This is a genomic window from Pseudomonas sp. PA-6-3C (assembly GCF_021605825.1).
GTDB lineage: Bacteria > Pseudomonadota > Gammaproteobacteria > Pseudomonadales > Pseudomonadaceae > Aquipseudomonas > Aquipseudomonas edaphica.
The window spans coordinates 17,337-29,683 of sequence record NZ_WKDV01000063.1 but is presented as its reverse complement, the minus strand read 5'-3'; the positions used below and the strand labels follow the sequence as shown (position 1 = coordinate 29,683).

Genomic DNA, 12,347 nt, shown 5'->3' with positions numbered 1-12,347 from the left:
TACACACACCGCGGGCGCCCCCTCGCCGGCCCGGTCAGAGTATAAAAAGGGACAGGATAGCGCCAACGGGCAGCCCCAGCCGATTACACAGCCACAACACGCCGATCAGCAGGATGAACAAACCGATGGAAAACCCCGGATTATCCTTGGCAAAATTCGCATCCGCCACATGCGCCGGCACGGCCAGCGGCTCGCCGCCCACCACCTGAATCATGGCCGCAACGCCGTCGCTGATGCCCTGGCTGTAATTACCGGCCTTGAACTTGGGCGCGATCACCTGGTTGATGATCACCCACGACTGCGCATCGGTCAGCACGCCTTCGAGGCCATAGCCGACTTCGATGCGCAATTTGCGCTCATCGCGGGCGACGATCAACAGCGCGCCGTTGTCCTTGCCCTTTTGGCCGATGCCCCACTGGCGGCCCAATTGATAACCGTAGTCCTCAATGGGCACGCCCTGCAGGTCAGGCACAGTGACCACCACGATCTGGTCACCCGAGGTTTGCTCCAGCGCCTGCAATTGCTGGGTCAGCTGCGCACGTACCGCCGGGTCGATCATCTGTGCGGTGTCCACCACCCGCCCGGTCAAGGCCGGGAAGGTCAGCGCCGCCTGGGCCACGCCCACGCAGGCCAGCAGCCACAGCGCCAAGCCTATCCGTAATAAACGCATCGACACCTCAGAGAAGCCTTATTTGAACTTCACTTGCGGCGCTTTATCGGCGTCGGCACTGGTGGCTTCAAACGTGGCGCGGATCGGCAAGTCGCTGTACATCACGCTATGCCACAGGCGGCCGGGGAAGGTGCGGATCTCGGTGTTGTAAGCCTGCACCGCCTGGATAAAGTCGCGACGGGCCACGGCAATACGGTTTTCGGTGCCTTCAAGCTGAGACTGCAACGCCAGGAAGTTCTGGTTGGCTTTGAGGTCCGGGTAACGCTCGGACACCACCATCAGACGGCTGAGTGCGCCGCTCAAACCGTCTTGAGCCTGTTGGAACTGCTTGAGTTTCTCGGGGTTGTCGAGGGTGCTGGCATCCACTTGGATCGAGGTGGCCTTGGCCCGCGCCTCAATCACAGCGGTGAGGGTGTCTTGCTCATGGGCCGCATAGCCCTTGACCACTTCCACCAGGTTGGGAATCAGGTCGGCGCGGCGTTGGTATTGGTTCTGCACCTGGCCCCAGGCCGCCTTGGCCTGTTCGTCCAGGGTCGGAATGGTGTTGATGCCGCAACCGCTCAGCACCGTGCTGATCAGTAGCAAAGCCGCGGCCTTGAAGCCCCAGCGGTAATGTTGTGCTGCTTGCATAGTGTTTCTCCTGCCCAATCTGGATGGAATGTGATGACTAACCCTATAAACCGCGCGCTTGGGGCATAATCCGCCACCACTGGATTGCGTCGAGCCAATCAGCTAAAAAGATGCCCAGCGCGAATAAGAGTTCACAAGTGTGGTGCATTTACTGCAATAACACTCGAACAACAACATAGGTTCCCCCACATTTTGGCAGACCAGCGCATTTTCGCTGTGCAGTAGCCGAAAAAGGATATTCATGAAAAAGCTGTGTTTGCTCGGCCTTGTTGCAACTCTGGCCACCCACCCCGTCTGGGCAGAAACAAAGCCTGCTGCGCTTAAAGACAAGGACGCCTTCGTCAGCGACCTGCTCAAGCAGATGACCCTGGATGAAAAGATCGGCCAATTGCGCCTGATCAGCATCGGCCCGGAAATGCCCCGCGAGCTGATCCGCAAGGAAATCGCCGCCGGCCGCATCGGCGGCACGTTCAACTCGATCACCCGCCCGGAAAACCGTCCGATGCAGGACGCGGCCATGCGCAGCCGGTTGAAGATCCCGATGTTCTTCGCCTATGACGTGATCCACGGCCACCGCACCATCTTCCCGATCAGCCTGGCCCTGGCCTCCAGCTGGGACATGGACGCCATCGGCCGCTCCGGGCGCATCGCCGCCCAGGAAGCCGCCGCCGACAGCCTCGACATTACCTTTGCGCCGATGGTCGACATTTCCCGCGACCCGCGCTGGGGCCGCACCTCCGAAGGTTTTGGTGAAGACACCTACCTGGTCTCACGCATTGCCGAAGTGATGGTCAAGGCGTTCCAGGGCGTAAGCCCGGCAAATGCCGACAGCATCATGGCCAGCGTCAAGCACTTCGCCCTGTATGGCGCGGTGGAAGGCGGTCGCGACTACAACGTGGTCGACATGAGCCCGGTCAAGATGTACCAGGACTACCTGCCGCCGTACCATGCGGCGATCAAGGCCGGTTCCGGCGGCGTGATGGTGGCGCTCAACTCGATCAACGGCGTACCGGCCACCGCCAACACCTGGCTGATGAACGACCTGCTGCGCAAGGACTGGGGCTTCAAAGGTTTGGCCGTGAGCGACCATGGCGCGATCTTCGAGCTGATCAAGCACGGCGTGGCCAAGGACGGGCGTGAGGCTGCCAAGCTGGCGATCAAGGCCGGCATCGACATGAGCATGAACGACTCGCTGTACGGCAAGGAATTGCCCGGCCTGCTCAAATCCGGCGAAATCGAGCAAAGCGACATCGACAATGCGGTGCGCGAAGTGCTCGGCGCCAAGTACGACATGGGCCTGTTCAAAGACCCGTACCTGCGCATCGGCAAGGCCGAAGATGACCCGGCCGACACCTATGCCGACAGCCGCCTGCACCGCAGCGATGCGCGCGATATTGCACGCCGCAGCCAGGTCTTGCTGAAAAACCACAACAACACCCTGCCGCTGAAAAAATCCGCGACCATCGCCCTGGTCGGCCCGCTGGCCAAGGCACCGATCGACATGATGGGCAGTTGGGCCGCCGCCGGTAAGCCTGAACAATCCGTCACGCTGCTGGACGGCATGAACGCTGTAATCGGCGACAAAGGCAAAATCATCTACGCCCGTGGCGCCAACATCACCAATGACAAGGCCGTGGTCGACTACCTCAACTTCCTCAACTTCGATGCGCCGGAAGTGGTCGATGACACCCGCCCAGCCCAGGTGATGATCGACGAAGCGGTCAAGGCCGCCAAGGCAGCCGACGTAGTGGTCGCCGCCGTGGGCGAGTCCCGTGGCATGTCCCACGAGTCTTCCAGCCGCACCGACCTGAACATCCCGCAAAGCCAGCGCGACCTGATCAAGGCGCTCAAAGCCACCGGCAAACCGCTGGTCTTGGTGCTGATGAACGGCCGCCCGCTGTCGATTGTGGATGAAAACAAAGAGGCTGACGCGATCCTGGAAACCTGGTTTGCCGGCACTGAAGGCGGCAACGCCATCGCCGACGTGCTGTTCGGTGACTACAACCCATCGGGCAAGCTGCCGATCACCTTCCCGCGGTCGGTGGGGCAGATTCCAACCTACTACAACCACCTGAGCATCGGCCGGCCGTTCACCCCAGGCAAGCCGGGCAACTACACCTCGCAGTACTTCGATGACGTCACCGGGCCGCTGTTCCCGTTCGGTTATGGCTTGAGCTACACCACGTTCAGCCTGTCGGACATGGCGCTGTCGTCCACCACCCTGAACAAGACCGGCAAGCTCGACGCCAGCGTCACCGTGAAGAACACCGGTAAAGTCGATGGCGAAACCGTAGTGCAGTTGTACATCCAGGACGTGGCCGGCTCGATGATCCGCCCGGTTAAAGAGCTGAAGAACTTCCAGAAAGTCATGCTCAAGGCCGGTGAAGAGCGCACTTTGCACTTCACCATCAGCGAGGAAGACTTGAAGTTCTACAACACTCAACTCAAGTTCGCGGCGGAACCGGGCGAGTTCAATGTGCAGATCGGGTTGGATTCCCAGGATGTGCAGCAGCAGACGTTTGAACTGCTCTGATCTAAAACTGTAAATGCGGTCAGTGTGGAAGCTGGCTTTTGTGGGAGCTGGCTTGCCTGCGATGCAGGCACCTCGGTGTGTCAGGTGTACTGAGGTGATGCTTTCGCAGGCAAGCCAGCTCCCACATTTGATCTAAGTGATGCGGCTACCCCCGCCGATCCAGCAGGTTGACCACCAACCGATCAATCCAGCCCCACACCCGCTGCTTCACCCGCCGCCACAGTGGCCGCGCCTTCCAGGCCGCCAGGCTCACCGCCTGGCTCTTGGCAAAATCACCCTCGAAACTGCCCACCACCGCTGCCGTCAATTCTGGGTCGAGCGCTTCCAGGTTGGCCTCCAGGTTGAAGCGCAAATTCCAGTGGTCGAAATTGCACGAGCCAACGCTCACCCAGTCGTCCACCAGCACCATTTTCAGGTGCAAAAAACACGGCTGGTATTCAAAGATTTGCACGCCTGCGCGCAACAATCGTGGGTAATAACGGTGCCCGGCGTAGCGCACTGAAGGGTGATCGGTGCGCGGGCCGGTCAGCAATAAACGCACATCCACGCCACGCCCGGCTGCGCGGCGCAACGCACGGCGCACGCTCCAGGTCGGTAGAAAATACGGGGTGGCCAGCCAGATGCGCGTCTTGCTGCTGTTCAGCGCGCGGATCAGCGACTGCAAAATATCGCGGTGCTGACGAGCATCGGCATACGCCACGCGCCCCAGGCCAGGCCCGGTGGCCGGCACCTTGGGCAAGCGCGGCAAACCGAAATGGGTGGCGGGTTTCCACTCACGGCGCGCCGCGTTGGCATGCCATTGGCGGTCGAACAACGCCTGCCAGTCCAGCACCAACGGGCCGCTGATCTGCACCATCACTTCATGCCAGTCGGCGGTGTCTTGCCCTGGCGTCCAGAACTCATCGGTAACGCCCGTGCCGCCGACCACGGCGATGCCCTGATCAATCAGCAACAGTTTGCGATGGTCGCGGTACAGGTTACGCATCCAACGGCGCCAGCTCAGGCGATTGTAGAAGCGCAGTTGCACGCCCGCGTCGGTGAGGCGCTTACGCAGGCCCAGCGTGAAGGCCAGGCTGCCGTAATCATCAAACAGGCAGCGCACCTGCACGCCGCGCTCGGCGGCTTGCACCAACGCTTGCACCATGGCTTCAGCGCAAGCACCCGCCTCCACCAGGTACAACTCCAGATCGACCTGGCGCTCGGCCCGGGCAATACCCACCAGCATCTGCGGGAAGAAACTCGGGCCGTCGATCAGCAACTCGAAGCGGTTGGCGCTGCGCCATGGGAACACTGCGCCGCTCACGTCAGCGCGCCGTGAAAATCAGCACCGCACCGACCGGCACCGACAAACTGATCGACGCCAAGCCGGCCGCCTTGCGCAGTGCCGCCACACCCGGCACCAAATCGAAATCCTCGGCATGCAGCACCACAGGTTCCAGGGTCACCACCTGAAAGCGCCGGTCATCCAGACGTGTGGCGAGCAGTTCGGCGCTGTAGGTTTGAGTCTTGCCGTGCAACGTCACCGACAGTGGCAGGCGCAACTCAATTTGCGCGCCTGGGGCCAGGTCATTGATCGGTTGCAGATTAATCTGCGCGCTGATCAGCGCTTCGGGGAAGGCCTTGATCTGGAACAGGTCATTGCGCATGCGCTCATCGCGCAGCGGGATGCCGCTGTTGATCGACTCCATCTCGACCTCAAGCTGCGCCGCGCCTTTGCTGTCGACCTTGCCGTGCAACACCAGGAAGCGATGCACCTCGGCAATCTCGGTGTTCTTGGTGGTGACGAACGACAGGCGCGAGGATTCGTTATCCAGGTACCAGTCGGCGTGGGCAGGCAAGGCGGCGCACGTCAACAGCGTGAAGGCCAGGGGTTTGAGATTGAACATAGAAACTCATGGGGCAAAAAACCTGCACGAACCTTAAGCGCAATCTCACAAGCGGCGCAAATCCAATGTGGGAGCCGGGTATCTGCACAATTTTTCAAGGCAGCCAAACCCCTGTGGCGAGCAGGCTTGCCCTGCGTTGGGCTGCGCAGCAGCCCCATGAGAGCATTGGAATTTTTACTGAAAAAACTCAGCGCTTGATTTTGGGGCTGCTTCGCAGCCCAACGCAGGGCAAGCCTGCTCGCCACAGGCAACAGTGAAGGTGACTGACCTGCCGCTATCGCAGGCAAGCCAGCTCCCACAGGGTTCGGTGGTTGCCTTCAGATCAGCGCCCGCTGCACATCGCGCACCGTCGCTTCGAGGCTGGCCATGTGCAGGTTTAATACGCGTTCCACCGGCGCCTGATGCATCGGCCAGTGCAGCGCCATGCTGCCCACCAGCCGCCCATTGGCCTGCACCGGCAAGGCCACCGCGCGAATCAGAAACGGCAGGCGCACCGGGTATTCCCAATAGCCTTCAGTGCGCTGGCCAAACCCCTGGTGCTGGGTTTGCTCGCAGGTATGCACCTGCTCGTCCGCGGCCACATGATCGCGGCCCGCCAGACGCTGCACCTCCTCAACCGGCAATTGCGTCAGGCATGCCTTGCCCATCGCCGAGTGAAACAGGCTGGCGTGCTGGCCGACGATCTGGCAGTTGTTGGGGTACAGCTTGCGCAACACACTGGGGATCGCGCTTTCCATGACTTCCAGGCGCTCACCATCAAAGCAGGATAAATCCACCACCAGCCCGGTGCGCTCGCTGAGTTCCAGCAGCCAGGGCGCGGCGCTTTCCACCACCTGGCGCTTGAAACGTTGCTGGGTGTCGCCGAACAAGCGCTGGGCGCGCAGGCGGTAACGACGGTCGCTGAGGCCGCGATAGACCCACCCCTGTTCCTGCAAGGTCAGCAACATGCGCGACACCGTCGCCTTGGGCAGTCGTGTGAGGTAGTGCAACTCCTCCAACCCCAAGGCCTGGTGTTCGCCGAGCAGTTCGACGATGGCGAGTGCGCGCTCAACCGACCGTACCGTGCCTGTCTCCATGTTCGATCTCCCTGTTGCCGGTGGATGATCATTTTTCACAGCAAGATACAGGCCCGATCGCAGGTCAACTCATCGATTCAAGGCACGCAGGCGGGCGGCGTTGTACCCATTGCGTCAGCTGTTCATGAGCATAAGCCAGCTGCAAGACAGCGCGGTCCGCCTGGGCCGGGCCGATGATCTGCAAGCCCATGGGCAAGCCTTGAGGATTGAAGCCCACCGGAATGCTCATGCTCGGCAAGCCCGCCAATGTAGGGCCGATCACCACTTCCATCCACCGGTGATAGGTGTCCATTTCACGCCCACCCACCCTGCGCGGCCACGCCTGTTGTGCATCAAAAGGGAACACTTGGGCGGTGGGCAACAGCAGGAAATCGTAACGTTCAAACAGCTTGGCCAAGGCGCGATACCACTCGCTGCGGTCCACCGACGCCTGGTACACCTGCTGCGCACTCAAGCCCAGCCCGCCCTCCACTTCCCATTGCGCTTCGGGTTTAAGCAACGCGCGTTTTTGCGGGTTGGCGTAGGCCGCACCGAGGTTGCCGTGCACCAACCAATGGCGATGCACCAACCAACAGCGCCACAGGCGCGCCAGGGAAAACGCCGGCTGGCAGCTTTCCACCTCGCAGCCCAATGCGGCGAAATCGCCGAGGGCCGACTCGCACAGGTTCATCACGCCGTCGTCCATCGGTAGATAGCCGTTGTAATCCCCCAACCAGCCCAGGCGCGCGCCTTTAAAATCGCGCTGCAACGGCTGGCCGAACACCGACGGATCGTCCTTGGATGAGAGCGGCACCCGAGGGTCGTAACCGGCCTGGATACTCAATAACTTCGCCACATCCGTGACGCTGCGGCCCATTGGGCCTTCGGTGCCCAGTTGCTGCACAAACAATTCCGGCACCGGCCCGTGGGGCACGCGCCCCTGTGAAGGGCGCAAACCAAACACATTATTGAACGCCGCCGGGTTGCGCAGCGAACCCATCATGTCGCTGCCATCGGCCACCGGCAACATGCGCAACGCCAGCGCCACCGCCGCCCCGCCGCTGCTGCCTCCGGCCACCAAACGTGGGTCATAGGCATTGCCGGTGGTGCCGAACAGCGTGTTGTAGGTCTGCGAGCCGAGGCCGAATTCCGGCACGTTGGTCTTGCCGATGATGATCGCGCCGCTGGCCCGTACGCGCGACACGCTGATCGCATCTTCGGCGGGCACATGCTCGGCGAACAACGGCGAGCCCAAGGTGGTGCGCAAGCCCTTGGTGGCCGCCAAATCCTTGATCGCCTGGGGCATGCCGTGCATCCAGCCTCGCGATTGGCCCTGGTCCAACTCACGATCACAGGCACGCGCTTCGGCCAGCACTTCATCGGCATCACGTAACGACACCAGCGCATTCACACTCGGGTTAAAACGCTGGATCTGCGCCAGGTAATCGCCCATCACGTCTTCACACGACACCTGCCGCGCATGGATCGCTTGCGACAGCTGCGTGGCATCCCAATCAACACGGCTCAAGGCTTCACCTCATTGGAAAAGGGCAGCGTTTTTTTCGCCCGTGGGGCTTCGTGCATGCAGTAAGTGCCCATCAACGTCAGCACGCAAGCGAACAGTACATAAAACGACGGCGCCACTGGCGTACCCAGTACTTTGGTCAGCCAGGTCACGATCAACGGTGCGAAACCGCCGAACACCATGACCGCGACGTTATAAGCCACCGACACACCCGTTGACCTCACCTCAATCGGAAACTGCTCGGCCAGGGCCGTCGGTGCCGGGCCGAAAAAGCCGCCGATGACCGTGCACAGCAGCACTTGCATCACCAGCAAGCGCTCGATGGACGGTGCCGCGGCCACCCACACATACAACGGGTAAACCATCACAAAGAATGCCAGGGTGAAAGCCATCAACACCGGCCGCCGCCCCAGCCGGTCCGAGAGCATGCCGGACAGCGGAATCACCACGGTCATCAGCGCCACTGCGAACATCTGCACCATTAGCACTTGGTCCAGCGGCAAACCGAGGCTCTTGTGCGCGAAGGTCGGCATATTCACCAGCACCACGTAGAACGACACCGTCGCGCCGCAGGCCAAGCCCATGGAGACAAGGATGCTGCGCCGATGCTCGCGCAGCACGCCCATCAAGCTCGGCGCCGGGCCGGTCGCTTGCTTGCGCGCCTGGATAAATTCTTCCGGGTCTTCCAGGTTCCTGCGAATCCACAACCCCACCGGGCCGATCAGCAAGCCCAGCACAAACGGCACGCGCCAGCCCCACAGGTCGAGGGTTTGCGGCGAAAAGAAGTGCGTGACCAACGCCACCATCGCCGCCCCACCAAATACCGCCAGGCATTGCCCCACCAACTGCCAGGAGCCATACAAGCCCTTGCGATGGGCCGGCGCACTTTCCACCAGAAACGCCGTGGCACTCGCGTACTCACCGCCGGTGGCAAAGCCCTGGAGCATGCGCGCCACCACAATCAGCAGCGGCGCGCCCATGCCGATGGCGGCGTAATTGGGCGCGAAGGCGATCAATGCGATAGACACGGTCATCAGCCGGATAATCAACTGCATCGCGGCTTTGCGGCCTTTGCGGTCGGCATAAATGCCGAGCAGGATGCCGCCCACCGGGCGCATGAAAAAGCCCACGCCGAAGGTGGCCAAGGCCATCAGCAGCGAGGCGTATTCATCCTGCGACGGAAAGAATTGCCGCGCGATGATGCTGGCCAGAAAGCCGTAAACGATAAAGTCATACCATTCCAGCGCATTGCCGATCACAGCCGCCACCACCTGGCGGGTGCGCGATACGCCTGTGTTTGAAGTCTGCATGAGGAACACTCCATTCAACCGATAAGGGCAAGGGTCCAGCGGCAGAAAAAAAGAGGTCGTCAGGCAGGCTTGAGCCAGCTCTCGGCCAGCGCGCCCCAGTAGGCGGCGCCGGTCAGCAGGATGTCGTCGTTGAAGTCATAGGCAGGGTTATGCACCATCGGCCGCGACACGCCGTTGCCGATAAACAGGTAACTGCCGGCGCAGCGTTGCAGCATCCAGGCGAAGTCTTCACTGCCCATCAGCGTGCGGGTGTTGCCGTCCACCGCGTCGGCGCCGAGCAAGGCAATGCCGACCTGGCGAGCGAACTCGGTTTCTTCGGCGTGGTTGACCAGCACCGGGTAGGCCGGGCGGTGTTCGACCTGCACCGTGCAGCCGAAGCTCGCGGCTTGGGTCTGGATGATGGCGTTGACGCGCTCGAGCATCTGTTCCCTGACCTTGGGGTTCAGTGCGCGCAGGCTCAGGCGCAACAGCGCTTGCTGAGGAATCACGTTGGCGGCCTGCCCCGCTTGCAGCGCACCGACCGTGACCACGGCGGCTTCCTGGGTGTCGATATTGCGCGCCACCACCGTTTGCAACGCCATGACCATACTCGCCGCCGCCACCAGCGGATCCACCGTCAGATGCGGCATGGAACCGTGGCCACCGACGCCTTCCAGCGTCACCGTGAGCAAGTCCTGCGAGGCCATCATCGGCCCGACCCGCAGGCCCAGATGCCCCGCCGGCAAGCCCGGCATATTGTGCATGCCGAACAGGCCATCGCACGGGAAGCGCTCGAGCAAACCATCGGCCAGCATCGCCTCGGCGCCGCCCTGGCCTTCTTCGGCGGGTTGGAAAATCAGGTTCAAGGTGCCGTCAAATTGCCGCGTCGCCGCCAAGTAACGCGCGGCGCCGAGCAGCATGGTGGTGTGGCCGTCATGCCCGCAGGCGTGCATGCAACCAGCGTGCTGGCTGGTGTAGGCCGCGCCGGTGTTCTCGATGATTGGCAAGGCGTCCATGTCGGCGCGAATGCCCAGCGTGCGCGAGCTGCTGCCATTGCGCAGCACGCCGACCACACCGGTTTTGCCGATGCCGGTGTGCACCTCGTAGCCCCATTCTTTCAAGGACTGCGCAACGAGCGCGCTGGTGCGGTTCTCTTCAAAACCGAGTTCGGGATGGGCATGGATATCGTGGCGCACAGCGTGCAAGTCGCTGGCGACGTCGCTGAGCCAATCCATAATGTGCTGGTGTGGGCGCATGGTGATTCTCCTCACAGGCGGGTGGTCCCGTTCTTGTTGGCGGCACATCGACAGCTAAGCGCGATGTGGGCGCGAGGACAATCAAAGGTGGTTCCACTGGGTGGAACCTAAGGCCGACACCTAATAACCCTGTGGCGAGCAAGCTTGCTTGCGCCGGGGTGCGAAGCGCGCCCAAAACGCGGGGCCCAACAACTAGAGGTTCCGTTCTCAGAAAGCAGAGGCCGCGCGAACGGGCACTATTTTTTCAGCCACAACCACAGCCCATAGAAGACGCCAAGCGGAATGGCAAAAACGAAATAAAACATCCATAGCAGTGTGTGACCACCATTCGATGCGGCGGTCTGTAGGGGATGTGTCGCCCAAAATTCTTTTCCAGTAAAACGAAAGACAACGTTTTCGACTGCACGCCTGGCCAGCGGGAACAACAGCGCATTAACCCCGCAGATCAAAATATAGATCGCGGCCTTTTCGCTTGATTTGAAACCGTAGACGCTCATGCAAAAAATAAACAACGCAATAATGAAGCTTTTTAAATAATAGTTTTTCTCCAGGCCCATTCGCGTTCTTATCATCCTGAAGTATTTTTCGGCCTTGCGCCCCAGCGTCATAAGTCTCCTTTTATGCCTGTTAACGGCCGACGTGTGTGGGGTCGGCCGCGGGCAAGGTTACTACAGGGGCGCGCGCTGGAAACACAGCACCCGGCAAGTTTCAAGGCAACAACCGACACTTCTGCCGCTGCGCATAACCCTGTGGCGAGCAAGCTTGCTTGCGCTGGGGTGCGAAGCGCCCCCAAAAAGCCGGTGACTGCTGCGCAGTCAAACGGGACGGTACGGCGATCCGACAAGCGCCCTCGCCACACAACGCAGATTGCGGACAGCTATTGGCCACCGGTTGCGACGGCGCGTGCATAGGGTTAACCTCGCCTCCGTCGCTGCTCATCAGCGACCGGGCCTGGAAACCCGACGCTTAAGGACGCTACAGCGTCGTCAAACAATCAGCAGGCGCTTTTTTTATGCCTGCAGATTGTGCTTTTTGGCGGCTGTACGTGGGAGACCTTCGGGTCTGCCGGGTTCCTTTTGCCTCGGTTTCCAGCCCGCGTACAGTTGCCACCCTTCGCCTGGAAACGTTAGTGGCAGCTCTTTTTGTTCATGCAAAAGGATTCAGTTATGACTAACGCCACATCAGCCGAAACCCTCGGCGCCGCCACCTTCGCAGACTGCGGAGAAAACAAAAGCCACCTGAAACTCTTCCGCGTCAACGCCGGGGTTCCGCTCGTAGAAGCCCTCGAACACGCATCCCACGTGCTCTATTACGCAAAAATGCTCTCCCTTGAAGCCGCCATGGACCCCAAGGCGGAGAAGTTTGCATTCGCCTCGCATTACCTGGGGGAAATGGGCAAGGCGATCATCGATGACCTGTTGCTGGCCTTGCAGCCTGGCAGCCCAACCCCGCAGTAAGTCGTCCGCGCCCGGTGCAGTGCATCGGGCGCCTGTCCGGACTGCC

General features: G+C 61.2%; 10 protein-coding genes and 1 pseudogene. 2 read left to right on the top strand and 9 right to left on the bottom strand.

Features of this window, described 5'->3' with window-relative positions; genetic code table 11:
- Positions 1-52 precede the first annotated feature (52 nt).
- Positions 53-670, bottom strand: a pseudogene (locus GIW48_RS27885) (TPM domain-containing protein); the annotation flags it as partial.
- Between the two features lie 18 nt (positions 671-688).
- Positions 689-1,300 carry a LemA family protein gene (locus GIW48_RS27880; protein ID WP_017137266.1) on the bottom strand — a complete coding sequence of 204 codons (612 nt, stop codon included), beginning with the start codon at positions 1,298-1,300 and terminating at the stop codon, positions 689-691.
- Positions 1,301-1,541: 241 nt separating this feature from the next.
- Here GIW48_RS27880 and bglX point away from each other — a divergent pair, with 241 nt between their 5' ends.
- Complete coding sequence (bglX, locus tag GIW48_RS27875; protein WP_017137265.1) at positions 1,542-3,833, top strand: beta-glucosidase BglX; 2,292 nt, start codon at positions 1,542-1,544, stop codon at positions 3,831-3,833.
- A 145-nt stretch (positions 3,834-3,978) separates the two neighbouring features.
- Here bglX and GIW48_RS27870 read toward each other — a convergent pair whose 3' ends face one another.
- The 7 genes from GIW48_RS27870 to GIW48_RS27840 form a co-directional block, all read right to left on the bottom strand.
- Entirely contained in the window at positions 3,979-5,136 is a 1,158-nt protein-coding gene (locus tag GIW48_RS27870) for a phospholipase D-like domain-containing protein (RefSeq protein ID WP_099548607.1), read from the bottom strand.
- A gap of 1 nt (position 5,137) precedes the next feature.
- Positions 5,138-5,719, bottom strand: coding sequence for a YceI family protein (locus tag GIW48_RS27865; RefSeq protein WP_017137264.1), 582 nt, complete (start codon positions 5,717-5,719; stop codon positions 5,138-5,140).
- A 317-nt stretch (positions 5,720-6,036) separates the two neighbouring features.
- Positions 6,037-6,795: an IclR family transcriptional regulator gene (locus GIW48_RS27860; RefSeq protein WP_017137263.1), complete on the bottom strand. Its 759-nt coding sequence runs from the start codon at positions 6,793-6,795 to the stop codon at positions 6,037-6,039.
- A 64-nt stretch (positions 6,796-6,859) separates the two neighbouring features.
- On the bottom strand, positions 6,860-8,302 hold the full coding sequence (locus tag GIW48_RS27855; RefSeq protein ID WP_177032644.1) for an amidase: 1,443 nt from the start codon (positions 8,300-8,302) through the stop codon (positions 6,860-6,862).
- Positions 8,299-9,609: a citrate-proton symporter gene (locus tag GIW48_RS27850; protein WP_236462233.1), complete on the bottom strand. Its 1,311-nt coding sequence runs from the start codon at positions 9,607-9,609 to the stop codon at positions 8,299-8,301. The genes GIW48_RS27855 and GIW48_RS27850 overlap by 4 nt, the downstream gene beginning before the upstream one ends.
- A 59-nt stretch (positions 9,610-9,668) precedes the next feature.
- Positions 9,669-10,844, bottom strand: coding sequence for a M20 aminoacylase family protein (locus tag GIW48_RS27845; RefSeq protein WP_236462235.1), 1,176 nt, complete (start codon positions 10,842-10,844; stop codon positions 9,669-9,671).
- 236 nt (positions 10,845-11,080) lie between these two features.
- The gene (locus GIW48_RS27840) at positions 11,081-11,452 is read right to left on the bottom strand and encodes a colicin E1 family microcin immunity protein (RefSeq protein ID WP_170040888.1); all 372 of its coding nucleotides are present in this window, start codon (positions 11,450-11,452) and stop codon (positions 11,081-11,083) included.
- 558 nt (positions 11,453-12,010) lie between these two features.
- Between GIW48_RS27840 and GIW48_RS27835 the strand changes: the two genes are divergently transcribed.
- Positions 12,011-12,301: a DUF3077 domain-containing protein gene (locus GIW48_RS27835; RefSeq protein ID WP_017137258.1), complete on the top strand. Its 291-nt coding sequence runs from the start codon at positions 12,011-12,013 to the stop codon at positions 12,299-12,301.
- Positions 12,302-12,347: the final 46 nt, after the last annotated feature.